At 67.7% G+C, this 24,103-nt stretch carries 27 protein-coding genes; 13 read left to right on the top strand and 14 right to left on the bottom strand.

All coding sequences use genetic code 11. From position 1 onward, the window contains the following. Positions 1 to 34 precede the first annotated feature (34 nt). Both ACN0RJ_RS08620 and ACN0RJ_RS08615 read right to left on the bottom strand, forming a co-directional pair. Entirely contained in the window at positions 35 to 514 is a 480-nt protein-coding gene (locus ACN0RJ_RS08620; protein ID WP_417724009.1) for a GNAT family N-acetyltransferase, read from the bottom strand. Next, entirely contained in the window at positions 511 to 1,125 is a 615-nt protein-coding gene (locus tag ACN0RJ_RS08615; protein ID WP_417724008.1) for a VOC family protein, read from the bottom strand. Before ACN0RJ_RS08615 ends, ACN0RJ_RS08620 begins: the two co-directional genes overlap by 4 nt. A 144-nt stretch (positions 1,126 to 1,269) precedes the next feature. Between ACN0RJ_RS08615 and nhaA the strand changes: the two genes are divergently transcribed. Next, the gene (nhaA, locus tag ACN0RJ_RS08610) at positions 1,270 to 2,460 is read left to right on the top strand and encodes a Na+/H+ antiporter NhaA (protein ID WP_417720960.1); all 1,191 of its coding nucleotides are present in this window, start codon (positions 1,270 to 1,272) and stop codon (positions 2,458 to 2,460) included. Between the two features lie 81 nt (positions 2,461 to 2,541). Next, positions 2,542 to 3,417 (top strand): 3-keto-5-aminohexanoate cleavage protein, encoded by an 876-nt coding sequence (locus ACN0RJ_RS08605; RefSeq protein WP_417720961.1) that lies wholly within the window; start codon positions 2,542 to 2,544, stop codon positions 3,415 to 3,417. On the opposite strand, the gene ACN0RJ_RS08600 is transcribed toward ACN0RJ_RS08605, so the two are convergent. The 3 genes from ACN0RJ_RS08600 to ACN0RJ_RS08590 all read right to left on the bottom strand — a co-directional run bounded on the left by ACN0RJ_RS08600 (position 3,410) and on the right by ACN0RJ_RS08590 (position 6,964). Further along, the gene (locus ACN0RJ_RS08600) at positions 3,410 to 3,799 is read right to left on the bottom strand and encodes a hypothetical protein (RefSeq protein WP_417724007.1); all 390 of its coding nucleotides are present in this window, start codon (positions 3,797 to 3,799) and stop codon (positions 3,410 to 3,412) included. The two genes, ACN0RJ_RS08605 and ACN0RJ_RS08600, sit on opposite strands and share 8 nt — an antisense overlap. 128 nt (positions 3,800 to 3,927) lie before the next feature. Then, positions 3,928 to 6,066: a methylmalonyl-CoA mutase gene (gene scpA, locus ACN0RJ_RS08595; protein ID WP_417720963.1), complete on the bottom strand. Its 2,139-nt coding sequence runs from the start codon at positions 6,064 to 6,066 to the stop codon at positions 3,928 to 3,930. Continuing rightward, a complete protein-coding gene (locus ACN0RJ_RS08590; protein ID WP_417724006.1) occupies positions 6,029 to 6,964 on the bottom strand; it encodes a hypothetical protein in 936 nt (311 codons plus the stop codon). The genes scpA and ACN0RJ_RS08590 overlap by 38 nt, the downstream gene beginning before the upstream one ends. 139 nt (positions 6,965 to 7,103) lie before the next feature. Here ACN0RJ_RS08590 and ACN0RJ_RS08585 point away from each other — a divergent pair, with 139 nt between their 5' ends. Beyond that, entirely contained in the window at positions 7,104 to 7,562 is a 459-nt protein-coding gene (locus ACN0RJ_RS08585) for a DUF4174 domain-containing protein (RefSeq protein ID WP_417720965.1), read from the top strand. Between the two features lies 1 nt (position 7,563). Here the strand turns inward: ACN0RJ_RS08585 and ACN0RJ_RS08580 are convergent, their stop codons facing one another. The 8 genes from ACN0RJ_RS08580 to ACN0RJ_RS08545 form a co-directional block, all read right to left on the bottom strand. Then, positions 7,564 to 8,082 (bottom strand): hypothetical protein, encoded by a 519-nt coding sequence (locus ACN0RJ_RS08580; RefSeq protein WP_417724005.1) that lies wholly within the window; start codon positions 8,080 to 8,082, stop codon positions 7,564 to 7,566. A 169-nt stretch (positions 8,083 to 8,251) separates the two neighbouring features. Then, positions 8,252 to 10,252, bottom strand: coding sequence for an acetyl-CoA carboxylase biotin carboxylase subunit (locus ACN0RJ_RS08575; protein ID WP_417724004.1), 2,001 nt, complete (start codon positions 10,250 to 10,252; stop codon positions 8,252 to 8,254). Positions 10,253 to 10,399: 147 nt separating this feature from the next. Further along, positions 10,400 to 10,603, bottom strand: coding sequence for a hypothetical protein (locus ACN0RJ_RS08570; protein ID WP_417720968.1), 204 nt, complete (start codon positions 10,601 to 10,603; stop codon positions 10,400 to 10,402). Positions 10,604 to 10,958: 355 nt separating this feature from the next. After that, positions 10,959 to 11,321: a hypothetical protein gene (locus ACN0RJ_RS08565; protein ID WP_417720969.1), complete on the bottom strand. Its 363-nt coding sequence runs from the start codon at positions 11,319 to 11,321 to the stop codon at positions 10,959 to 10,961. Positions 11,322 to 11,480: 159 nt separating this feature from the next. Then, positions 11,481 to 11,624 (bottom strand): hypothetical protein, encoded by a 144-nt coding sequence (locus tag ACN0RJ_RS08560; RefSeq protein ID WP_417720970.1) that lies wholly within the window; start codon positions 11,622 to 11,624, stop codon positions 11,481 to 11,483. A gap of 214 nt (positions 11,625 to 11,838) precedes the next feature. After that, positions 11,839 to 12,234: a DUF6497 family protein gene (locus ACN0RJ_RS08555; protein WP_417720971.1), complete on the bottom strand. Its 396-nt coding sequence runs from the start codon at positions 12,232 to 12,234 to the stop codon at positions 11,839 to 11,841. After that, positions 12,231 to 12,566 carry a hypothetical protein gene (locus tag ACN0RJ_RS08550; RefSeq protein ID WP_417724003.1) on the bottom strand — a complete coding sequence of 112 codons (336 nt, stop codon included), beginning with the start codon at positions 12,564 to 12,566 and terminating at the stop codon, positions 12,231 to 12,233. Before ACN0RJ_RS08550 ends, ACN0RJ_RS08555 begins: the two co-directional genes overlap by 4 nt. A gap of 21 nt (positions 12,567 to 12,587) precedes the next feature. Then, a complete protein-coding gene (locus ACN0RJ_RS08545) occupies positions 12,588 to 14,120 on the bottom strand; it encodes an acyl-CoA carboxylase subunit beta (RefSeq protein ID WP_417720973.1) in 1,533 nt (510 codons plus the stop codon). Positions 14,121 to 14,294: 174 nt separating this feature from the next. Here ACN0RJ_RS08545 and ACN0RJ_RS08540 point away from each other — a divergent pair, with 174 nt between their 5' ends. The 8 genes from ACN0RJ_RS08540 (at position 14,295) to ACN0RJ_RS08505 (ending at position 22,205) form a co-directional block, all read left to right on the top strand. Next, entirely contained in the window at positions 14,295 to 15,521 is a 1,227-nt protein-coding gene (locus tag ACN0RJ_RS08540; RefSeq protein WP_417724073.1) for a multidrug effflux MFS transporter, read from the top strand. A gap of 139 nt (positions 15,522 to 15,660) precedes the next feature. Beyond that, complete coding sequence (locus tag ACN0RJ_RS08535; RefSeq protein ID WP_417720974.1) at positions 15,661 to 17,058, top strand: helix-turn-helix domain-containing protein; 1,398 nt, start codon at positions 15,661 to 15,663, stop codon at positions 17,056 to 17,058. A 120-nt stretch (positions 17,059 to 17,178) separates the two neighbouring features. Then, the gene (gene gatC, locus ACN0RJ_RS08530; protein ID WP_417720975.1) at positions 17,179 to 17,466 is read left to right on the top strand and encodes an Asp-tRNA(Asn)/Glu-tRNA(Gln) amidotransferase subunit GatC; all 288 of its coding nucleotides are present in this window, start codon (positions 17,179 to 17,181) and stop codon (positions 17,464 to 17,466) included. A 5-nt stretch (positions 17,467 to 17,471) separates the two neighbouring features. After that, a complete protein-coding gene (gene gatA / locus ACN0RJ_RS08525) occupies positions 17,472 to 18,959 on the top strand; it encodes an Asp-tRNA(Asn)/Glu-tRNA(Gln) amidotransferase subunit GatA (protein ID WP_417724002.1) in 1,488 nt (495 codons plus the stop codon). A gap of 33 nt (positions 18,960 to 18,992) precedes the next feature. Further along, the gene (locus tag ACN0RJ_RS08520) at positions 18,993 to 19,676 is read left to right on the top strand and encodes a hypothetical protein (RefSeq protein WP_417720977.1); all 684 of its coding nucleotides are present in this window, start codon (positions 18,993 to 18,995) and stop codon (positions 19,674 to 19,676) included. Between the two features lie 59 nt (positions 19,677 to 19,735). Then, positions 19,736 to 20,365 (top strand): N-acetylmuramoyl-L-alanine amidase, encoded by a 630-nt coding sequence (locus ACN0RJ_RS08515; RefSeq protein WP_417724001.1) that lies wholly within the window; start codon positions 19,736 to 19,738, stop codon positions 20,363 to 20,365. A gap of 34 nt (positions 20,366 to 20,399) precedes the next feature. Then, positions 20,400 to 21,092 (top strand): metal-dependent hydrolase, encoded by a 693-nt coding sequence (locus ACN0RJ_RS08510; RefSeq protein ID WP_417724000.1) that lies wholly within the window; start codon positions 20,400 to 20,402, stop codon positions 21,090 to 21,092. Between the two features lie 111 nt (positions 21,093 to 21,203). Next, positions 21,204 to 22,205: a hypothetical protein gene (locus ACN0RJ_RS08505; protein ID WP_417723999.1), complete on the top strand. Its 1,002-nt coding sequence runs from the start codon at positions 21,204 to 21,206 to the stop codon at positions 22,203 to 22,205. A 173-nt stretch (positions 22,206 to 22,378) separates the two neighbouring features. On the opposite strand, the gene ACN0RJ_RS08500 is transcribed toward ACN0RJ_RS08505, so the two are convergent. Then, entirely contained in the window at positions 22,379 to 23,023 is a 645-nt protein-coding gene (locus ACN0RJ_RS08500; protein WP_417720981.1) for a GntR family transcriptional regulator, read from the bottom strand. A gap of 99 nt (positions 23,024 to 23,122) precedes the next feature. On the opposite strand from ACN0RJ_RS08500, the gene ACN0RJ_RS08495 reads away from it, so the two are divergent. After that, on the top strand, positions 23,123 to 23,767 hold the full coding sequence (locus tag ACN0RJ_RS08495) for a pyrimidine 5'-nucleotidase (protein ID WP_417720982.1): 645 nt from the start codon (positions 23,123 to 23,125) through the stop codon (positions 23,765 to 23,767). Positions 23,768 to 23,864: 97 nt separating this feature from the next. Continuing rightward, positions 23,865 to 24,068 (top strand): hypothetical protein, encoded by a 204-nt coding sequence (locus ACN0RJ_RS08490; protein WP_417723998.1) that lies wholly within the window; start codon positions 23,865 to 23,867, stop codon positions 24,066 to 24,068. Positions 24,069 to 24,103 lie beyond the last annotated feature (35 nt).

Genomic DNA, 24,103 nt, shown 5'->3' with positions numbered 1-24,103 from the left:
TTACGCGGATGTGGGGCGACTGTCAGTGCGACATTCAGAGAAATTTCTGCATGAGCACAAGATCCAGCCAGCGGTCGAATTTCCGGCCGACCTCGGGCACGCGGGATACCTCGGCAAAGCCCACGGCCGCGTGAAAGGCGACGCCCGCGTCGTTTTCCGCAGACACCCCGGCAATCATCGAATGCATGCCCTGCCCGCGCGCCGTCTCGCAGAGCGCCGCCATCAGCGCCCGCCCCGCCCCCTTGCCCCGCGCCTCCGGGGCGAGGATGATCGTATGCTCGACCGTGCGCGCATAGCCCGGCCCGGAGCGGAAGGCGAAGAAGGTCGCGAAACCCAGCACGCTGCCGCCCTCCTCGGCCACCACGAAGGCATCGCCCCGCGCGGCGATATCGGCCCGCACCCCGGCTTCGATCTTCAGTTCGGTCGAGAAGGTCACGGTGGTCTGCTCGATCACCGGGTTCCAGAACGCCACGATCTGCGCCGCATCCCCCGCGACGGCCCGGCGCACGATCATTGCAGAAGCCTCGGCCCCGTCGGCGTGAGCAACTCCGCCCGCAGTGCCGGGCGCGGCTCCGTCACGAAGCGGACCTTCGGCGCATCGAGATGGGGGCCCAGCAGATCCTCCAGCGCCCCGGCTTCGGGATGGGCGACGGTCAGCCGTTCCAGCGTGGTGCCGGATTCCGGCAGCGAGATCCCCGGCGGCACCGGGCTCTGCCATTCGATCAGCGCCGGGAACAGCCCGTCGAAGGGCAGCATCCCGTCCCCCGGCACCGCCATCACCCAGCGCAGCGTGCCCCGGCTGAGCGCCACCGGCGCGCCCGCCATCGGCAGCGCCCTCAGCGCCGCCTCCATGTCGGGCACCCGGCAGATCCACTTGTCGAGCCGCGCCGCGCCCGCGAAGCGATCCAGCCCGAACCAGCGCGCCCCCTCCGGCGCCGCGGCCGAAGGGTCCACGGCGATCGCCTCGACATAGACGCCGTCGCCCAGCCCGAGAAGCTGGTTGTGGGTCCCGTAGCGCGGGTGGGACCCGCCGGGCAGCATCGGACAGCGCAGAGCCGCCTCGGCGTGGGCGACGGCCTCTTCGAGAGATTCGCCCAACACCGCGACATGATCCAGAAACAGCATCGCATATCGCCTGAAATTCGACTTTCACGCCACGATAGAGCGCGGAAATCCTTGTGCAAACCGGAAATCGCCCCGTCATGCGTTGAAATCGCGGCGAAGGTCTCCATGTGAAGACGACTGTATTTTATCTTTCCGGAGAGACACATGCTGCTGCGCGCCCTCGACAAGTTCTTCAGTCACGAAGCCTCGGGGGGCGTATTGCTGATGATGGCCGCCGTCGCGGCCATGCTGGTCGCGAACTCCTCGATCTCCGAGGGCTACCACGGCCTGCTGAACGGCTACTTTTCCGTCACCTATGCCGGTGAAGGGCTGGAGAAACCGCTGATCCTCTGGATCAACGACGGTCTCATGGCGATCTTCTTCTTCCTGATCGGCCTGGAGCTGAAGCGGGAACTGCTCGAGGGCAAGCTCAAGAACCCGTCCGACGTGCTTCTGCCGGGCATGGCTGCCGTCGGCGGCATGCTGGTGCCCGCGCTGATCTATGCCTCGCTGAACTGGGGCGATCCCGAAACGCTCAAGGGTTGGGCGATTCCGGCAGCGACCGACATCGCCTTCGCGCTCGGTGTGCTAGCGCTGGTGGGGTCCAAGGCCCCCTCCTCGCTCAAGGTCTTCCTGCTGACGCTGGCGATTCTCGACGACATGGGCGCGATCGTCATCATCGCGCTGTTCTACACGGCGGATCTGAAGCTCGACTACCTGTTCCTGTCGCTGATCCCGCTGGCGCTGATGCTCTACCTTCAGCACAAGAAGCTGCACCGCGTCGCGCCGACCCTGCTGCTGGGCACGATCCTCTGGGTGCTGGTGCTGAAATCCGGGGTCCATGCGACGCTGGCCGGCGTGATCACCGCCTTCTGCATCCCGATCAAGGACAAGTGGGGCAAGTCGCCGCTGCATTCCGTGGAACATGCGCTGTCGCCCTACGTGCTCTACGTGATCGTGCCGATCTTTGCCTTTGCCAACGCCGGCGTGGTGCTGACCGGGCTGGGCATGGAACAGCTTCTGGACACGGTGACGCTGGGCGTCGCGCTCGGCCTCGTCTTCGGCAAGCAGATCGGCGTCTTCGGCGTCACCTGGATCATGGTCAAGACCGGCATGGCGCGGATGCCGCACGGCGCAAGCTGGCTGCAGATCTACGGCATCGCCTGCCTCGCCGGGATCGGCTTTACCATGTCGCTGTTCATCGGCGGGCTCAGCTTCGGCGAGAGCCTCAACATGAACGAGGTCCGGCTGGGCGTGCTCATGGGGTCCGCCGTGTCGGGCATCCTCGGCTACACGGCGCTGATCCTCGCCGCGCCGCGGGCCGAGCAGGAGGCCACGGCCACCGTGGCCGAATGATCCCGCGATGATCCCTTGCCCCCCGCGGCGGGACCGGCCAGTCTGCGGACGGCGGCCGGTCCGCCACGGGGGGAGAGGTTCATGGTCTGCTGTCTCGAAGTCGCCCTGAACGGGCCCTGGTCGCGCAGCCGCCAGCCGGGCATGCCGGTGACGGTGTCCGAACTGGTGTCAGAGGGCATCGCCTGCGCCCGCGAAGGCGCCGCCGTCATCCATCTCCATGTCTACGATCCCGCCACGGGCCGTCAGCACGAGGATTTCGACGCCTATCGCGCGGTCATAGAAGGCATCCGCGAGGTCGAGGACGTCATCGTCTACCCGACCCTGCCGCTTGCCGGATCGCCGGACGCGCCCGAGCCGATGTCGCCGCAGCAGCGCTTTGCCGTGGTCGAGCGCCTGGCCCGGGCGGGATTGCTCGACTGGGCGGTGATCGACCCCGGCAGCGCCATGTTCGCGGGGTTCGACGATATCGCCGGGGATGTGCCGGGCTTTCTCTACCACAACCCCGAGGCCGACATCCGGCACGGGCTGGCGCTGGCCCGGGCGCACGGGTTCCACCCCAGCTATGCGATCTACGAACCGGGGTTCCTGCGGCTCGGCGCGGCGCTGGCCGCGCGCTATCCCGGCCTGCCGCAACCGGTCTACCGCTTCATGTTCTCGGACGGGTTCGCCTTCGGCCAACCGCCGCGCGACTGGGCGCTGCAGAGCTACCTCGCCCTGCTGGAAGAGACCGCCCCCGGCGCCATGTGGATGGTCGCGGGCCTGCGGGTCGACATCCGACCGCTCATCGCGCCCGCCGTCGCGGCGGGTGGCCATGTGCGGGTCGGGCTCGAGGATGCGCCCTTCGGCACCCCCCTGAGCAACGTCGAGTGGACCCGCGCGGCGGTAGACCGCATCCTCGCGGCGGGCGGCAGACTTGCCACGGCTGCCGACATGCGGGCAACGCCGAACGCTACCTGACCGCCCAGAGGTTCGGGCGCGGCTTGCCGTCCTTGTACATGCGGTACTTGCCCTTTCCGGCGTCTTCGACCTGCCAGCAGGCCTCTCCGTCGCCCCAGTTCTCGCACCACATGCCGTTCTGGACGAACCAGGTCGCCTTGTAGTCCTTGCCGTCGAACTTGCCGGCAATGGCGCCCTTCTTCTTGCCCTTGCCATAGGCCTGCGCCCAGGGCACGCCCTTGTCGGTCTTGCTGTTGACCGTGTGGCCCGGGAATGTGGCGAGCAATTGCTGCTCGGTAAGGAAGGTCGCCGCCGTGGCGGGAAGCGCGGTCAGCAGAAGTGTCGCCGCAAAAGCGGACAGGGTGTTGTGGAAAATTCGCATGTCGCACCTCGAAAAGCGCATGAAGTGGCCGGGCGGAAAAGGACTCGCCCGATGCCGAGTGTCCTGCCGCCGTGACCTTGCGTCAATGGGCATGACAGGGGCCGGATGCCGCCACCCGGCCCGCGGTGTCATGCGAACCTGACCGACGATCAGGCGGCGTCCTTGCGCGCCTCGCGGATCAGCTTGAGGATGTCCTGCGCCGCTTCGGGGATGTTCGTCCCCGGCCCGAAGATCGCCTTCACCCCCGCATCGTAGAGGTACTTGTAATCCTGCTGCGGGATCACCCCGCCGCAGATCACGATGATATCCCCCGCGCCCTGGTCGCGCAGCGCCTTCACCAGTTGGGGCGCCAGCGTCTTGTGCCCCGCCGCCTGGGACGAGATCCCGACGATGTGCACGTCGTTGTCGATGGCATCCTGCGCCGCCTCTTCCGGGGTCTGGAACAGCGGGCCCACGTCGACGTCGAAGCCGATGTCGGCAAAGGCCGTGGCGATCACCTTGGCGCCGCGGTCGTGCCCGTCCTGCCCCATCTTGACCACCAGCATGCGCGGGCGGCGGCCTTCGTCCTCGGCGAAATCCTCGACCGATTTCTGGATGGCCGCAAAGCCCTCGTCCCCCTCGTAGGCCGCGCCGTAGACCCCGGCGAGCGTCTTGACCTCGGCCCGGTGACGTCCGAACACCTTTTCCATCGCCATGCTGATCTCTCCGACAGAGGCCCGGGCGCGCGCGGCTTCGACCGCCGCCTCGAGCAGATTGCCCCCCTCCTTCGCGCGCCGCTCCAGTTCGGCCAGGCTCGCGTCGCAGGCGGCCTGATCGCGGGTCGCGCGGATCTTTTCCAGCCGCGCGACCTGACCGTCGCGCACCTTGGCGTTGTCGATGTCGAGAATGTCGAGATCGTCTTCCTTGGCGAGCCGGTACTTGTTCACGCCCACGATCACGTCGGTGCCGCGGTCGATCTCGGCCTGGCGGCGGGCCGCCGTTTCCTCGATCCGCAGCTTGGGCATGCCGGAGGCCACAGCCTTGGTCATGCCGCCCATCTCGTCGACTTCCTCGATCAGCTTCCACGCCGCCTCGGCGAGGTCGGCGGTCAGTTTCTCGACGTAATAGGAGCCCGCCATGGGATCGACGACCTTGGTCACGCCGGTTTCGTGCTGCAGGATCAGCTGGGTGTTGCGCGCGATCCGCGCCGAGAACTCGGTCGGCAGGGCGATCGCCTCGTCGAGCGCGTTGGTGTGCAGCGACTGGGTGCCGCCCAGAACCGCGCTCATCGCCTCGTAGGCGGTGCGGATGACGTTGTTGTAGGGGTCCTGCTCGGACAGGGAGACGCCCGAGGTCTGGCAATGGGTGCGCAGCATCTTGGAGCGGGAATTCTGCGCGCCGAGTTCGGTCATGATGCGCGACCAGAGCATCCGCGCCGCCCGCAGCTTGGCGATCTCCATGAAGAAGTTCTTGCCGATGGCAAAGAAGAACGACAGCCGCCCCGCGAACTTGTCGATGTCCATGCCCGCGCCCATGGCGGTCTTCACGTATTCCTTGCCGTCCGCCAGCGTATAGGCCAGCTCCTGCACCAGGTTCGCGCCCGCCTCCTGCATGTGGTAGCCGGAGATCGAGATCGAGTTGAATTTCGGCATCTCGTTGCTGGTGTATTCGATGATGTCCGAGATGATGCGAATCGAGGGTTCGGGCGGATAGATATAGGTGTTCCGCACCATGAATTCCTTGAGGATGTCGTTCTGGATCGTCCCCGAAAGCACGGCGCGATCATGGCCCTGCTCTTCGCCGGTGACGATGAAGCTTGCCAGCACCGGGATCACCGCGCCGTTCATCGTCATGGAGACGGAGACCTGATCGAGCGGAATGCCGTCGAGGAGGATCTTCATGTCCTCGACGGAATCGATGGCGACCCCGGCCTTGCCCACGTCGCCGACCACGCGCGGATGATCGCTGTCATAGCCCCGGTGCGTGGCGAGGTCGAAGGCCACCGACACCCCCTGCTGCCCCGCGTCCAGCGCCTTGCGGTAGAAGGCGTTGGATTCCTCGGCGGTGGAAAAGCCCGCATACTGGCGGATGGTCCAGGGGCGCCCGGCATACATCGTCGCCTTCACCCCGCGCGTGAAGGGCTCGAAGCCCGGAAGCTCGCCCATGTGGGGCAGGTCCGCCGTATCCTCGGCGGTATAGAGCGGCTTGACCGCGATCCCTTCCAGCGTGTCCCAGGTCAGCGCGTCGAGCGGTTTGCCCCGCAGTTCCTTTTCAGCGAGTTTGCGCCAGTCTTCCGTCTTGGCCGTCATCGTCCTGTCCTTTTTGTCGGGAAGCCGGCGGCCAGGTGAGCCTGTCCGCTGCGGGTTCCGGGTCCTCTGTCAGGGTTGCCATTCCGTCCGCCCCGGCCTTCAGCCAGAACAGATCGTCGGCATAGGTTTCCCGCAGCGCCGCTTCCTGTTCGGGCGTGAAGGGGCGCCAGCGCCCTTCTCCCTCCGGCAGCTTGTGCGGATCCTGGTTGCGTTCCTCCAGGGCGGAGCGGAGTTCGGGCAGCGCCGCCCCCCGGTTGGCCCAGATCCCGCCCGAAGGCAGGGCGGGCGTGAACAGCGCGCCGGTCATGCATTGCAGCAGCCGGTCGGGCCGCGTGGCGAAGCGTTCGAACGGCGTCACCACGAGCCGCGTGTCGGGCAGCGCGCAGGCAATGTCGCTGATCACGTCGCGCCAACCGCGCGCGCATCCCGCGATCTGCGCCAGCGCCGCCGCATCGGGCATCGGCGCGCCCCGCAGCAGCAGGTGCGACATGGCCGAGGACCACCAGTTCTCCGGCGAACGGATCTGCAGCAGCGCCAGGTCGATGCGGCCGAAGCCCTCGCGCACCCGCGCGATCCGCTTGCCCGCGTCGGGATAGAGCTTGCGCGCCCTGAGGCAGGCCCGCGGCGAGCCGAGCATGTTCTCGTCCGAGACGACAAGCTGCGCCATCCCGCGCCGGTCCGAGGCCGCCGCGGCCAGACGCACCCGTCCCGGCGCGCGCTTGGCCTCGCCCGGGCGCGGGGGCGGATCCATCAGCCCGTGGAACAGCCCGTTTCGGGTCCGCCACGGCCCCCAGAAGCCGATGCCCTGCCCGGCGAGCTGCGCATCGGCGCCCCGCAGGTAGGTCTGAAAGCTGGTCGAGCCCGTACGATGGGCCCCGAGATGCAGGATGACGTCCATCGCGCGCGGTCTCCGGTTCAGGGAATCTTCGCGACATCATGGCGTCCCCCGGGTGAGGATCGCGTTAAGGACGATATTTTCAGGGCGGACAGGCGCTTGGCCCTGTGCATCCGGGGGCGCAGCACATATATCTGGTGCAATGACCCGCCGCCTCACCCTTGTCCTGTCCGTGTTGCTGGCCGTTTCGGCCGGTCTCGGCGCGGCAGAAGGCGCCGAGCAGCCCGGCACGGTGGACACCGTGCGCGACGCGGGCGAGGCCACGCTGGAGGATTTCCGCTGGATCGCGCGCCCGCTCGTGGTCTTTGCCGACAATCCCGCCGATCCCCGGTACGTGCAGCAGATGCAGTTGATCCTGGAACGGCTCGACGCGCTGGAAGAGCGCGAGGTGGTGGTGCTGACCGACACCGATCCCTCGGCCCGCTCGCCGCTGCGGCGCGAGTTGCGCCCGCGCGGGTTCATGTTCGCGCTGATCGCCAAGGACGGCACCATCATCCAGCGCAAACCCTCGCCCTGGGACGTGCGGGAAATCTCGCGCGCCATCGACAAGCAGCCGCTGCGCCAGCAGGAAGTGCGCGACCGGCGCGACTCCCTGCGCTGAGCTAGAGCGCCGAGCGCAGCACCCAGACGCGCTTTTCGGACCATTCCACCAGCATCAGGACCCTGGCGACGGGATCGTAGACCGTCACCACCCCGGGATCGATCAGCGCGTGGTAAAGCGGCAGTTCCAGCCCGGGTTCGAGACAGTCCATCGCCCCCGCGATCCCCGCCGACAAAAGCCCGAGCCCGCGCCCGAGATCCTGCGAGATCACCGCGCGCGAGACGTCGTTCGGGCTGAGCCCAGCCTCGATCGCGACCACCCGTCCCCGGCGCATGAGCAGCAGCGCCTCGCGGATGCCGCCCGCCCGCAGCACCGCCGGTTTCGGATGGCGGGAATAGAGGCTGAACAGCGCCGCGCTGCAGCCGATGCGGCCGCGGAAATACAGCGTGTCGCGCAGCATCAGCGTGTCCGAAAGCTCCGCCCGCAGCGCCGGTTCGCGGTCGATCACGCAGGCCGACAGCAGCATCGCCGCGATCAGCGCGACGGCGCGAAGCCACTGTGCGATGCCCGTCTGCGCCATGCTTCCCCGCCCGTTGCCCCGCGCACAGCATGGCAGGGACAGGTTTCCGCTCCGTTTCGCAAATCGGGCGATCCTGTGTCATCGCGCAGGGCCCCGCCGGGCGGAGCCGGCGGCGGAGTCCCTGCGCGGGAACCGGGATGGAGAGCGGCGGCATCATGACATGGCGGCCTTATTCGAACTCCATGATGACATCGTCCACGGCCAGAGACTCGCCCGGGGCCGCGTTGATCTTCTTCACCACGCCCTTGCGCTCGGCGCGCAGTATGTTCTCCATCTTCATCGCCTCGACGGTGCAGAGCGCCTGGCCCTCCTGCACCTCGTCGCCCTCGGCCACGTTCATCTTCACGATGAGGCCGGGCATCGGGCAGAGCAGCAGGCGCGAGGTGTCGGGCGGCAGCTTTTCGGGCATGAGCCGCGCCAGTTCGGCCTGCCGAGGGGTGCGCACGTGGACCTTCAGATCCGCCCCGCGCGAGCGGATGCGGAACCCGCCCGAGATCTTGCCGACCTTCAGAACCAGCGGCTTGCCGTTCACCGTCATGTGCGCCAGCGACTGCCCCGGCGTCCAGTCGCCGTTCACCCGCACCTCGGTGCCGTCGGAAAAGGTCACCGTCGCGCCCTGCTTGTCGGCGGCGATGCGCATGTCGTGGCTCGCGCCCTGCAGCGCAACGTTCCACTCCACCCCGACCTTGCGTTCGTGATTGTCCAGCGTTCCGGAGATCCGCGCACGACGGATCTCGGCCACGCGGTTCATCGCGGCGCAGGCGGCGGCGATGTCGCGCAGCGTCTCATCGGACAGGGTCACGCCCTGGAAGCCCTCGGGATATTCCTCGGCGATGAAGGCCGTGGTGATGTTGCCCGACACGAAGCGCTCGTGATCCATCACCGCGGCGAGGAACGGCAGGTTGTGCCCGATGCCCTCGACCTCGAAACTGTCGAGCGCGTTGCGCATGACCTCGATCGCCTCGCCCCGGGTCGGGGCCCAGGTGCAGAGCTTGGCGATCATCGGGTCGTAGTACATCGAGATCTCGCCGCCCTCGAAGACGCCGGTATCGTTGCGCACGATGCCGCCGTGCAACGCGCCCTCGGCAGGCGGACGGTAGCGGGTCAGACGCCCGATCGAGGGCAGGAAACCGCGATAGGGATCTTCCGCGTAGAGCCGATTCTCGATGGCCCAGCCGTTGATCTTCACGTCGTCCTGGGTGATCGACAGCGGCTCGCCGTTCGCCACGCGGATCATCTGTTCCACGAGGTCGATGCCGGTGATCAGCTCGGTGACGGGGTGCTCCACCTGCAGGCGGGTGTTCATTTCGAGGAAGTAGAAATTCTTGTCGCCGTCGACGATGAATTCCACCGTCCCGGCGCTGGTGTAATCCACCGCCTTGGCCAGCGCGACGGCCTGCTCGCCCATCGCCCTGCGGGTCTCGGGGTCGAGGAACGGGCTCGGGGCCTCTTCGACGACCTTCTGATTGCGGCGCTGGATCGAGCATTCCCGCTCGTTCAGCCACACGCCGTTGCCGTGGGCGTCACACAGCACCTGGATCTCGATGTGGCGCGGCTGGGTGACGAATTTCTCGATGAAGATGCGGTCGTCGCCGAAGGAATTCGCCGCCTCGTTCTTGGAAGACTGGAAGCCCTCGCGCGCCTCCTCGTCGTTCCAGGCGATGCGCATGCCCTTGCCGCCGCCCCCGGCCGAGGCCTTGATCATCACCGGGTAGCCGACCTGGTTCGAGATCTTCACCGCCTCGTCGGCATCCTCGATCAGCCCCATGTAGCCCGGCACCGTGTTGACCCCGGCCTCCTGCGCGAGCTTCTTCGAGGTGATCTTGTCGCCCATCGCCTCGATCGCGCCCTTGGGCGGTCCGATGAAGGCCACGCCGGCAGCGTCCAGCGCATCGGCGAACTTCGGGTTCTCGGACAGGAAGCCGTAGCCCGGATGCACCGCCTGCGCGCCGGTCTGCCGGATCGCATCCATGATCTTGTCGATGACGATGTAGGACTGGTTGGCCGGCGGCGGGCCGATGTGCACCGCCTCGTCGGCCATCTCCACGTGCAGCGCGTGCCGGTCGGCATCGGAATAGACGGCAACCGTCTTGATGCCCATCTTGCGGGCCGTCTTGATGACCCGGCAGGCGATCTCGCCCCGGTTCGCGATCAGGATCTTGTCGAACATGTCTGTCCCTTCCGGTTATGGTCTTGGCCCGCGTTGGCTGCCGCGCCGGCATCGGCAAAGAAAAAGCCACCGGAGCCGAATGCTCCGATGGCCGAACGTGAACTGGATACGGTAACGGGTCGCGCGGGCGCGCCGGTCAGGCGTGCCTCAGCACCTCGAAGGATAGCGCTGGCAATAGGCGATGTTGCCCGCTGCACCGACGACCGCACCGGTCGCCATGTCCGCGTCGAGCGCCTTGGCCGTGACGGCGCCAGCGCCGGCCCCGATGAGGCCCTGCTCGGCCAGCGTGTCGCCGCAGGCCGAAAGCCCGAGCAGCGCAAGGCCGATGGTGAAAGTCCGGATCGTCCGCATGAGTGTTGTTCCCTTCCGGTGTCAGAGGATCGTGAAATGAATATCCTCTTAACCCATGAAGAGCCGTCCCGGTTCCAGCCGGAAATCGCGCGGACGGACCGGTCGGCAATCCCCTGCCGATGCGCGATCTGCCGGCCCTGCCCACGGTCGGCAAGACGCGATGCGCGCCCGCGCCGAGACCGGTTGTCCGGACCGGCGACGCGGCGGTGCAGGACCGCGCAAGGGGCTGCGGGCATTGCGTTTTCCCCATCCCGCGGGGCGGAGTCGAGAGCCCCCTCCGCGACGCGGCTGTGCCCCATCGCGGGAGCGGGCGCGTCAGCGCGTTTCCGCCATGGCCCGGAACGAAACGCCGGTCTCACGCCCAGTCCTCCCCGTCGTCGAAGGCGTCGGGAAAGGCGGCGCGCGCGGCCTGCTCGTCGATGACCAGCAGGGCCTCGTAACTCAGCGGATCGAAGGGCTCGTCAAGGGTCAGAACCTCGCGCCCGAGCAGCCAGGACAGCCGCCCGGCATCGAGATTGCCGCGCTCGAAGGGTTGGTCTCCGAAATGCGCCCAGAGCGCGCCCATGAAGGCAAGATCGGCCTTCTTGTCCACCGACTTGCGGTCGCGGTAGCGATCCCGGCGGATGAGCGGGCTGGCGCCCTTGGGATTGGCGCGACGGATGGTGAACTGGAAGTCGGTGCCGGGAAGCCGGCTTGGAAACCCGCGGTGCTTCAGCATGACGGACCCTCCACCGAAGGAGCCACGCCGGAGCGATGCGCGCAAATCTTTTTGAAAAGATTTGCAAATTCCTTTGAAGGAATTTGCCCCCGCCCCGACCCGGACGGGTCTGCGGGGCGGCAAAGCAGGGCGGGCCCGGAGGCCCGCCCCGAAGTCGAATTACTTGTACTTGCCCGTGTAGACCGGCTCCGTGCTGATCGGCTCGGGGTCGACCACCACGAATTCTTCTTCCTGCTGCCCGCCACAAGCGGTGAGGCTGAAGTAAAGGCCCAGCATGGCAAGAACCTTGATGCTCTTGGACATCTCTTTCTCCTGTCAGGTTCAACGAAACGGACAGAACCGCTCGGTCCTGCCTGATCCCGTTGTGAGGTATCGATTGCTTGGGTGCAATCGGTCCCGACCATAGCCGAATTGATTTCGGAAAGATATTGCGCCCGATGCATGTGCTGCCTCTGTGACTCCAAAGCCTCATTCTTCCGCACACCGGAGCGGCGGCCCGCAAGATATTGTGCAAGCATCAGAACGCCTCCCAGATGCAGGCCCCGTCGCGCAGCGAGTAGGACTCGAAATATTGTGGAATTTCCGGGTTCGGCTCGCCGAATTCCACAACATCGGCCATCAGCGAGATGACGATGCGGCCCGGCACAGGGCCGGTCTGCGCAAGGCGCGGCACGGCGTAGCCGTCGCACAGGAAATCCATGTCCGGCGCGACCTCCTCGTAGGGGCGCGGCGCATCTCCGCCGATCTCCGGAGCGACGAACCGGAAGCGGTAGATCAGCCCCTCGCCCGGCGCATCGCGGATCACGTCGTGGAAGGCCACCCGCATCCCGGACGGCACCGCCACCGGCTCGTCCCCGGCCATGGCCGCGGTCGGGCCGCACAGCAGGGCAAGTGCCGCGATCCTCGCGATCATGCCGCCCACCGCGTCCAGCGCGCCCGGTTGGCGCCGTCCTCGAGCACCGCGGCGATGCGCGCCGGAACGCCCGGCGCCACCGGATGCGCCGCCCGTCCGCCGGCGCGCAGGATCACTTCCCCGCCCTGCGGCGCGACGCTGACGCAGGGGCTGAACCCGCGCAGGTCGCGCAGCGCCCGCCACAGGTCCTGGCGCACCTGCTGCGCCAGCCGCAAGGGGCGCCGCACCGCCGGAAGGCGCGTCTGCGCGCTCACGTCGAAGCGCACCGGCACGGCGCGCGCCAGCACCAGCGTGTCGCCCTGCCACAGGATATGCCAGCCGTGCCGACGCATCAAAGCCCCCTTCGTTCCGCGTCACAGCGGGATATTGTCGTGCTTCTTCCACGGGTTGCTGAGCTTCTTGTTGCGCAGCATCGCAAAGGCCCGGCTCACCCTGCGGCGGGTCGAGCGCGGCTGGATCACCTCGTCGATGAAGCCGCGTTCCGCCGCCACGAAGGGATTCGCGAAGCGGTCCTCGTAATCCCGCGTATGGCGCGCGATCTTCTCGGCGTCCTTGAGGTCGGCGCGGTGGATGATCTCGGTCGCGCCCTTGGCCCCCATCACGGCGATTTCCGCCGTCGGCCAGGCATAGTTCACATCGCCCCGCAGGTGCTTGGAGGACATCACGTCATAGGCCCCGCCATAGGCCTTGCGGGTGATCACCGTGACCTTGGGCACCGTCGCCTCGCCATAGGCGAAGAGCAGCTTCGCGCCGTGCTTGATGACGCCGCCGTATTCCTGGCTGGTGCCCGGCAGGAAGCCCGGCACGTCGACGAAGGTGAGCAGCGGGATCTCGAAGGCATCGCAGAAGCGCACGAATCTGGCGGCCTTCTTCGACGAATCGATGTCGAGACAGCCGGCCAGCACCATGGGCTGATTCGCCACCACCCCGACCGTGCGGCCTTCGAGCCGGATGAAGCCGGTGATGATGTTCTTGGCGTGGTCTTCCTGGATCTCGTAGAAGTCGCCCTCGTCCGAGACCTTCAGGATGAGTTCCTTCATGTCGTAGGGCTGGTTGGCGTTCTCCGGGATGATGGTGTCGAGCGAGGTCTCGACCCGGTCCACATCGTCGAAGAACGGCCGCACCGGCAGGCTCTGGCGGTTGTTGAGCGGCAGGAAGTCCACCAGGCGGCGCACCTCGGCCAGCGCCTCCACGTCGTTCTCGAAGGCGCCGTCGGCGACCGAGCTCTTGCGCGTATGGGTCGAGGCGCCGCCCAGTTCCTCGGCGGTGACCACCTCGTTGGTGACGGTCTTCACCACGTCGGGGCCGGTCACGAACATGTAGGAGGTGTCCTTCACCATGAAGATGAAGTCGGTCATGGCGGGCGAATAGACCGCGCCGCCCGCGCAGGGCCCCATGATGACGGAGATCTGCGGGATCACCCCCGAAGCCATGACGTTGCGCTGGAAGATCTCGGCATAGCCGGCGAGCGAATCGACGCCCTCCTGGATCCGCGCGCCGCCGGAATCGTTCAGCCCGATCACCGGCGCGCCGTTCTGCATCGCCATGTCCATGATCTTGCAGATCTTCATGGCGTGGGTGGCGGAAACCGACCCGCCGAGAACGGTGAAGTCCTGCGAGAAGAGGTAGACCAGGCGGCCGTTGATCGTGCCCCAGCCGGTGACCACGCCGTCGCCCTGCGGGCGGTTCTTCTCCATCCCGAAATCGGTGCAGCGATGGGACACGAACATGTCGTATTCCTCGAAGCTGCCCTCGTCGAGAAGCAGCTCGATCCGCTCCCGCGCGGTGAGCTTGCCGCGGGCGTGCTGCGCGTCGATCCGCGCCTGGCCGCCACCGATGCGGGCGCCTGCGCGGCGGTCTTCCAACTCGTGGAGAATGTCTTTCATGGCCGTCCCTCTCGTTTCGCGTGACCATACAGAGGCGCAACGCCTGCTCAAGTCAATTTCGGCAAATTTGCAAAGTCGGAAAAGTGTCGGAAGAGCGAACTGCAATACTGCAAATCCTCCGGCTCCGGCCCGATCCGGATTTACTTTCGCATGCGCCGCCCCTACCCCTTCGGCATGGATCACGCCCCGACTGTCCGATTTCTGGACCGCTCCACACCGCCACATATTGTCACACTCATCCTGCTCGCGGGACTGTCCGCGCTCGCGATGAACGTGTTTCTGCCGTCGCTGCCCAAGATGACCGAGCATTTCGGCACGGAATACAGGCTGATGCAGCTTTCCGTGGCGATTTACCTCGGCGTCAATGCCGCGCTGCAGATCGCCATCGGGCCGGTGTCGGACAAGCTCGGGCGGCGGCCGGTGATTCTGTGGGGCGTCGGGCTGTTCCTCATCGCCACGCTCGGCTGCATCTTCGCGCCCAACGTGGCGATGTTTCTGGTCTTCCGCATGTGCCAGGCGGTGATCGTCGCCGCCATGGTGCTGAGCCGGGCGGTGGTGCGCGACATGGTTCCGGCCGACCAGGCGGCGTCGATGATCGGCTATGTCACCATGGGGGTCGCCGTGGTGCCGATGATCGGCCCGGTGATCGGCGGCGTGCTGGGCGAGATGTTCGGCTGGCAGGCGTCGTTCTGGATGCTCTTCGTGCTCGGCGTGGCGATCTTCTGGCTGAGTTGGCGCGACCTCGGCGAAACCTCGCGCGCGAGCGGCCTGTCGCTGGCACAGCAGTTCCGCGAATATCCCGAGCTTCTGCGCAGCCCGCGGTTCTGGGGCTACGCGCTGGCCTGCGCGTTCTCCTCCGGCGCCTTCTTCGCCTATCTCGGCGGCGCGCCCTTCGTGGGCTCCGAGGTCTTCGGCCTCTCGCCCTCCGCGCTCGGGCTGTTCTTCGGCGTGCCCGCCATCGGCTATTTCCTCGGCAACGGCATCTCGGGCAAGTTCTCGGCCAGGTTCGGCATCAACCGGATGATCCTCTGGGGCTGCCTCATCAACACCTTCGGGCTGCTGGCCGCGCTCGCGGTCTTTGCCGTCGGCTTCGACTCCGAATGGACCTTCTTCGGCTTCATGGCCTTCGTCGGCCTCGGCAACGGGCTCACCATCCCCAATGCGACCTCGGGCACGCTGTCGGTGCGTCCGCATCTCGCGGGGACGGCCTCCGGCCTCGGCGGCGCGATCATGATCGGGGGCGGCGCGGGCCTGTCGGCGCTCGCGGGGGCGCTGCTGCAGCCGGGAACCGGCGCCTGGCCGCTGCTCTGGCTCATGGCCGCGACCGGCGTGGCCTCCATCGCCGCGATCCTCGTGGTGATCCGGCGCGAACGTCAGCTCGGCGCGCTTCCCCTGTCCTGACCGTCTTCGTCCTGTCCGGAATGCGCAGAACGCGCACGGACCGCGGGCGCGGAGACTGGACGCAGGGCAGGAAGTTTGCAAACGTCCCCCTCGGAAAACGCAAATCCGTAAAGTCGCGGGCGGACGGGGGAGATTCACGGTGGCGATACGCAAACTCTACGCGGGCGCGAAACTGCGCGACCTGAGGGCGCGCCTCGGCCTGACCCAGAAGGATTTCGCCGCCAAGCTCGGGATTTCCCTGCCCTATCTCAACCAGATGGAAAACAACAACCGCCCGGTGTCGACCACGGTGGTGCTCGCCCTCGCGCAGGAATTCGGCTTCGACGTGACCGAGCTCGGACAGGGCGACGCCGAACGTCTCGTCACCGACATGCGCGAGGCGCTGGCCGATCCGATCTTTGCCGAGACCCCGCCGCTGGCCGACCTGCGGCTGACCGCCTCCAACGCCCCCGCCCTCGCCCGCGCCTTTCTCGAAGTGCACCGCGCCTACCGGCAGACCCACGAGCGCCTCGCGCGGCTGGACGAGGCGCTGGGACGCGAGGGCGCGCAGCTTCAGGCCTCTCCCTGGGAGGAGGTGCGGGATTTCTTCCACTACTGCGACAACTACATCGACGCGATGGACCGCGCGGCCGAGCATTACGCCAAGCTGCTGGCCGGCGAAGGCGACATCCGCGCCGCCGCCATCGCGCGGCTGCGCCTCAAGGGGGTGAAGGTGGAGGTGTCGCAGGACCCGGCGCTGCGCAGCTTCGATTCCGCGCGCCAGGTGCTCACGCTGTCCTCGCTCGCGCCGCCCGAAACGCAGACCTTCCAGCTTCTGGTGCAGGTCGCGCTGCTGCGCCAGAACGAGCTGCTCGAGGCGACGCTGGACCTTGCCCGGTTCCAGACCGACGCCGCGCGGGCGATCTGCAAGCTCGGCCTCGCCAACTATTTCGCCGGCGCGGCGATGATGCCCTATACCGCCTTCCTCGCCGCCGCGCAGGAAACCCGGCACGATCTGGAACTGCTGGCGGCGCGTTTCGGGGCCTCGATCGAACAGGTCGCGCACCGGCTCTCGACGCTGCAGCGCCCCGGCGCGAAGGGTATCCCGTTCTTCTTTGCCCGCGTCGATCAGGCGGGCACGATCACCAAGCGGCACTCGGCCACGCGGCTGCAATTCGCGCGCTACGGCGGGGCCTGCCCGCTCTGGAACGTGCACCGCGCCTTCGAGACGCCGGGCCATTTCCTGCGCCAGCTTGCCGAAACGCCGGACGGCGTGCGCTATGTCCTGCTGGCGCGCGACGTGACCAAGCGCGGCGGCCATTTCAACGCGCCGGTCCGGCGCTATGCCATGGCGCTCGGCTGCGAGGTGAAGCACGCCCGCGCGCTGGTCTATGCGGACGGGATGGACCTGGACCGCGACGGCGCCTTCGAGCCCATCGGCATCTCCTGCCGGATCTGCGAGCGCACCGACTGCCACCAGCGCTCGGTGCCGCCGCTGGAAAAGACCCTGTCCATAACCCCTCACCGGCGCGACATCCTGCCCTACGCGCTCGACTGACACCGGCGCCCGGATTTTCGTCGGAATAGTCCCCCCGATGGATCGCGGGGGCAGTCGCTTGCGGCAGGCGGCGGGGCAGAGTAAAGCGGGCTGGATTCAGTACGGACAGGGAGACCGCCCATGTCGATCGACACGGATACCGCCGCCAAGGTGGCCAAACTCGCCCGCATCAAGGTCGAGCCAGAACAGCTCCCGGCGCTGGCGCAGGAGTTTTCCAACATCCTCGACTTCATCGAACAGCTCAACGAGGTCGATGTGGACGGGGTCGAGCCGATGGTGTCGGTCACCCCGATGCGGCTCAAGCGGCGCGAGGACGGTGTGACCGACGGCGGCATTCAGGATCGCATCCTGGCCAATGCCCCCGACGCCCGCGAAGGCTTCTTCGCCGTTCCCAAAGTGGTGGAGTGACGCCCGTGACCGACCTGACCAAGATGAAAGTGGCCGAGGCCCGCGACGCCCTGCGCAAGGGCGAGGTGACCTCGGTTGCCCTGACCGAGGCCTGCCTCACCGCGATCGAGGGCGCCGGCGCGCTCAATGCCTTCGTCCACCACACCCCCGAGATCGCGCTCGACCAGGCGCGGGCCGCCGATGCGCGCATCGCCGCCGGCGATGCCCCGGCGATGTGCGGGATTCCCATGGGGATCAAGGATCTGTTCTGCACCAGGGGCGTCGCGAGCCAGGCGGCGAGCCGCATCCTCGAAGGTTTCCGCCCGGAATACGAATCCACCGTCACCGGCCAGTTGTTCGACGCGGGCGCGGTGATGCTGGGCAAGCTCAACATGGACGAGTTCGCGATGGGCTCCTCCAACGAAACCTCGGTCTACGGCAACGCCGTGAACCCCTGGCGCCGCGGCAACGACGACACCGCGCTCACGCCCGGCGGCTCCTCCGGCGGCTCGGCCTCGGCGGTGGCGGCGGATCTCTGCCTCGCGGCGACCGGCACCGATACCGGCGGCTCGATCCGCCAGCCCGCCGCCTTCACCGGCATCACCGGGATCAAGCCGACCTACGGGCGCTGCTCGCGCTGGGGGATCGTCGCCTTCGCCTCGTCGCTCGACCAGGCCGGGCCGATGACCAAGGACGTGCGCGACGCGGCCATCGTGCTCGGGTCGATGTGCGGTCACGACCCCAAGGACAGCACCTCGGCCGACCTCGCCGTGCCCGATTTCGAGGCGATGCTGACCGGCGACATCCGCGGCAAGACCATCGGCATTCCGCGCGAATACCGCATGGACGGCATGCCCGACGAGATCGAGGCGCTCTGGCAGAGCGGCCAGGAGATGCTGCGCGACGCGGGCGCGACGATCGTCGACATCTCGCTGCCGCACACGAAATACGCCCTGCCCGCCTATTACGTCATCGCCCCGGCCGAGGCGTCGTCCAACCTCGCGCGCTACGACGGCGTGCGCTTCGGCCACCGCGCGAAGCTCGCGCAGGGCGACGGCATCACCGAGATGTACGAAAAGACCCGCGCCGAAGGGTTCGGCCACGAGGTCCAGCGCCGCATCATGGTGGGAACCTATGTGCTCTCCGCCGGGTTCTACGACGCGTACTACAACCGGGCCCGCAGGGTGCGGACGCTGATCAAGCGGGATTTCGAAGACGCCTTCGCGGCCGGGGTCGATGCGATCCTGACCCCCGCGACTCCCTCGGCGGCCTTCGGACTGGGCGAGATGAAGGATGCCGATCCGGTGCAGATGTACCTCAACGACGTGTTCACCGTGACGGTGAACCTGGCCGGTCTTCCGGGCATTTCGGTGCCCGCGGGCATCGACCGTCAGGGGCTGCCGCTGGGTCTTCAACTGATCGGTCGTCCCTGGGAAGAAGGTGATCTGCTGAATACCGCTTACGCGCTGGAGCGCGCGGCGGGGTTTGTGGAAAAGCCTGCGAAATGGTGGTAGGGACGCGCGGACATCATGGGTGACGGGCAGAAAATGACACGGTTTCTACTTTGCGGCGCGGCTTTGCTGGCGCTCGCCAATTGCGCGGCGGGCCCGGTGCCCGACAGCGGCTCCGGCGTGGGCTTCGGCGATTACGACAGCTACAACGAGCGTCAGGCCGCCTATGCCCGCGGCGAGACGCCGGGCATCCAGTCGCCGACCGCCGTGGAAAGCACGACCCTCGACGCCAGGGATCAGGCCGCGGCCCGCGACGCGGTCGAGCGCAATTCCGGCGTCGCACCGGTCGTCGCCTCGCCGTCGAACGCCGCCCCCGCCGTCGTGACCAACGATGCGGGCCTGTCGGACGAAAACAGCTTCCAGGCCGTTTCCGCCGAGCGCGACATTCAGGCCGATGCGGCGCTGATCGCGCAGAACCGTTCGCAATACCAGGTGGTGGCGCCGACGGAACTGCCGAACCGGCCCGGCACCAATACGCCCAATATCGTGGAATACGCGATCCGCACCACCAACCCGGTCGGCCAGCCGCTCTACAAGCGCTCCGCCGGCGGTGCCGCGCGCGCGGCGCGGGCCTGCAACGCCTACGATTCCCCGGACCTCGCACAGGAAGACTTCCTGTCGATGGGCGGCCCCGAGAAGGACCGCAAGGGTCTCGACCCCGATGGCGACGGCTTTGCCTGCGCCTGGAACCCGGCGCCCTTCCGCGCGGTGCGCGGCTGACCCCGGCCTGGTTTCCGAGCGACAATTTCGGGCCGCGGCGTCTCGGCGCGCGGCCCGACATGATCCTGCTGCACTACACCGCGATGGCCAGTGCCGCCGAAGCGCGGGACTGGCTCTGCAACCCGGCCTCGGGCGTCTCGGCGCATTACGTTCTCGCCCGTGACGGCACCTGCTGGCAGCTCGTCTCCGAGGGGATGCGCGCCTGGCACGCCGGTCCGGGCGCCTGGGGCGCGACGACGGATGTCAATTCCCGCTCGATCGGAATCGAGATCGTCAACACCGGCTCCGAACCCTTTCCCGAACCGCAGATGGCGGCGCTCGAATCCCTGATGACCGGGATCGCCGCGCGCTGGTCGATCCCGCCGGAGCGGGTGGTCGGGCATTCCGACACGGCGCTCGGGCGCAAGATCGACCCCGGCCCGCGCTTCGACTGGGCGCGGCTGGCGCGGCGCGGTCTGTCGATCCGGCCCCGCCCCGCCGCGCCGGGCGATTTCGCCGCCGATGCGGAACGCTTCGGATACCGCGCCGCGCCGGGCCAGGACGAGATCCGCCTCGCCGCCTTCCGCGCCCGGTTCCGCCCCGGCGCCGAGGGCCCCGAGGACGAGACCGACCGCGCGCTCATGGCCGATCTCGCGGCGCGCTGGCCGGCGGACGGCGGGCGCACTTTACCTGCCGCGACCGCGTGCTAGGATCCGCCCGGACACCATTCCGGAGGACAGACCCTTGAAGATCATATGGCTCGGCCACGGCTCCTTCCGCATCGAGATCGAAGACCAGGTGCTGCTGATCGACCCCTGGCTGCACGCCAACCCGATGCTGGAAGACGCGCAACACGAAGCCGCCATCGCGGGGGCGACGCATATCCTCGTCACCCACGGCCATTTCGACCATACCGCCGATGTGGTCGAAGTCTCGGGCCGCACCGGGGCTCCGGTCTCGGCGATGGTCGAACTCGCCGCCTGGCTGGCGGAAAAGGGCGCGACCAAGGGCCACGGCTGGAACAAGGGCGGGACCATCACGCTCGGGGCGGTGACGGTGACGATGGTGCCGGCCTCGCATTCCTCGTCGGTGACCGTCGACGGGCGGCCGGTCTACCTCGGGATGGAAACCGGGTTCATCATCAAGGGCGAAGGCCGGACGATCTACTTCTCCGGCGATACCTCGATCATGGCCGACATGGACTGGATCGGGAAATACCACCAGCCGGACATCGGCATCCTCTGCGCCGGCGGGTACTACACCATGGACATGGAGCAGGCGGCCTGGGCCGCGCGCACCTATTTCGACTTTGCCACGGTGATCCCCTGCCACTACCGCACCTTCCCGGCGCTGGCACAATCCGCCGAACCGCTGATCGCGGGCCTGCCCGGCGTGCGGGTGATCGAACCGCAGGTGCTGGAGCCCATCGAGCCCTGACCGGGAGCGACGATCCGTCTCGGATCCGGGCATCCCGCCAAGGGGCGCCCGGGCGCTTCCGATCCCGCCGCCCGCCCCCTATACTGCGCCGAAAAGGCAGGATCCGAGCATATGGCAGCAAAGACCCGGGGCGCGCGCCCGATCAACGTGATGATCGTCGGTCAGGCCGGGCGGCTGCAATACGAAGCCGTCCTCTTCGCCGCATCCCTGCGCGCCACGACCCCGGCCGGTCACGCCCGGCTTTTCGTGGCCGAACCCCGGCCCGGACCGCTCTGGCCAGGCAATCCCGCCATGTCCGGCGAAGTCCGGGATCTCCTCCAGGATCTCGGCGCCACGCTCCTGCCCTTCACCAACCGCCACTTCGGCCAGTCCTATCCCTACGGCAACAAGATCGAGGCCCTGCTCGCCCTGCCGCCCGACGAGCCGTTCGTCTTCTTCGACACGGATACGCTGATCCTCGACGACCTGTCGCGGGTGCCGTTCGATTTCGACCGCCCCACCGCCTCCCTGCGCCGCGAGGACACCTGGCCGCGGATCGAGCTCTACGGCCCCGGCTACTCGCAGATCTGGAAGTCGCTCTACGACCGCTTCGGGCTCGATTTCGACAGCTCGCTCGACCGAAGCTGGCCCGACGAATACTGGCAGCGCTATCTCTATTTCAACGCCGGGGTCTTCTTCTACCGATGCCCGCGAATCTTCGGACAGCGCTTCCTCGACACCGCCCTTGCGATCCGCGACGATGCCCCCGCCGAACTGATCTGCCAGAGCCTCGACCCCTGGCTCGACCAGGTCGCCCTGCCGCTGGTCATCCATGCGCTCGGTGGCGGGCGTGGGACCCTGCCCGCCGGGTATCTCGACGGCCGCACGAGCTGCCACTACCGCAACCTGCCGCTGCTCTATGCCCGCGAGCCGGACGACGTGGTGCGACACCTCGAAGAAATCGCCGCACCGAACCGGATCAAGAAGATCCTGAAACAGCACGACCCTTTCAAGCGGATGATCTACCAGGAACGCGGCCACAAGGCCCGCGCCCTGTTCGACCGCGACGACCTGCCCCGCAGGGAACAGGCGATCCGCAACACCCTGAAACGCGAAGGTTTCTGGTTGCGCTGACCCACCCGGCCCGGCGGCCGGGACGCCCGTGTCACGGGCATGCCATGCCTCCGGCGGGGATATTTGCAGCCAGAAGAAGCACACTTGTCCGCGCACGGGCCTCTTCTGGCCGGAAATATCCCGGGGGAGTCCGCAAGGCGGACGGGGGCAGCGCCCCCTCTTCCTGCGCGGCCTCAGCCCGCCTTCCGGCTGTCCAGCTTGAGGCGGGTCACGAAGGCCACGGAGATATGCTCCCGAACCGCCCGGTCGGCCGCGTCCTCGTCGCGCCTGCCGATGGCCTCGACGATGGCGCGATGCTCTGCCAGCGCGACCTCGCCGCGTCCCTGTGCCGCCAGCGAGGTGGTCGCCATCAGCGCCATCGAGCGGTGCACGAGGTCGAGTTGCTGAACGAGGTAGCGGTTGTGCGAGGCAAGGTGGATCATCTTGTGAAACCGCCTGTTGGCCCGCGCAAGGGCTGAAGGATCGTCGAGCAGGGCGCGGTCGTCCTCGACCATGTCGCGCAGAACGGAGATTTCCTCCTCGGCGGCATGGCGCGCGGCCAGGCGGGCCGCGAGGCCTTCGAGTTCGGTCCGCACGACGTAGAGTTCCGCCATCTGGTTGTGGTCGAGCGAGGCCACGATGAGCGACCGCCCGTCCCGCGCCAGAAGCGACTGGGTTTCGAGCCGTTGCAGCGCTTCGCGGATCGGCGTGCGCGAGACACCGAATCGCTCGGCCAGCTCGCTTTCCACGAGGCGGTCGCCGGGGCGGTAGACGCCCTGATCTATGGCCTCCAGGATCAGGGCATAGGCATCCTTCTGCTGGCTGCGGATCTGGGACATTCGGGCTCCTCCGGGTGAACCGTGTCACGATAGCGCCCAGTGGGCGGCGCAATCAATGCACCCATTGCCGGATCTCGCTGCCGGGCGTAGGCTCGAGCCATGACAAGACGGCATTTTTCCCATGTGCGGACCTGGGTCTTCGACCTGGACAACACGCTCTACTCTCCCACCGTGCGCCTGTTCGACCAGATCGAGCGGAAGATGACGGATTTCGTCATGCGCGTGGTGGGCGTGGCCGAGCCCGAGGCGGACGCCCTGCGCAGGGACTACTGGCTGCGCCACGGCACGACGCTCGCCGGGCTGATGGCGCACCATGGCGTCGACCCCGAGGGCTATCTCGAGGAGGTGCACGACATCTCCTTCGACGCGCTGGAGCCGGACCCGCATCTCGCGGGGCTGATCGCGCAATTGCCGGGGCGGCGCATCGTCTACACCAACGGCAGTGCCCCCTATGCGGCACAGGTGCTGAAGGCGCGCGGCCTGAGCGAGGCCTTCGACGCGGTCTACGGCGTCGAACACGCGGGCTACCTGCCGAAGCCCGAGCGGCGGGCCTTCGATGCGGTCTTCGCGCGTGACGGGGTGGACCCCGGCCAGGCGGCGATGTTCGAGGACGATCCCCGCAACCTCACCGCGCCCCACGACATGGGGATGCGCACGGTCCATGTCGCGCCGGAACGCGGCGCCGGGGCGCATATCCACCATCACACCGACGATCTGGTCGCCTTCCTGGCCCGCCTGACCTGAGCGGCGGCGCGGGCCGGTCGCGGGAACGCGACAATTCGCAACTGTATCGGGGCGGCGGCGCGGTGTATCCCCGACCGGCAAGCCAATGGAGATCGCCATGTCCGCAGCAACAGCCCCCTCGACCGCGCCTCGCGGCACCCCCGCCGGGGTCGAAGCACGGATCTTCGCCGCCCTCGCGGTGTTCCTCGCCGTCGTTGCGCTGGCCGTCACGTTCTGGGGGCTGCCGGCCCTCGCGATGGTGGCGCTGGCGCTGGTGCCGCTCTGCTTCGCCACGATCCTGCTGATCACCGTCGGCCGCTAGGCGCCGGCCCGGCCGGCCCCCACGGGGCGCAGCGC

Source organism: Salipiger sp., assembly GCF_048261495.1.
Lineage (GTDB): Bacteria > Pseudomonadota > Alphaproteobacteria > Rhodobacterales > Rhodobacteraceae > Salipiger.
The sequence above is the reverse complement of the archived record's forward strand: the minus strand, read 5'-3'. Positions and strand labels throughout refer to the sequence as shown.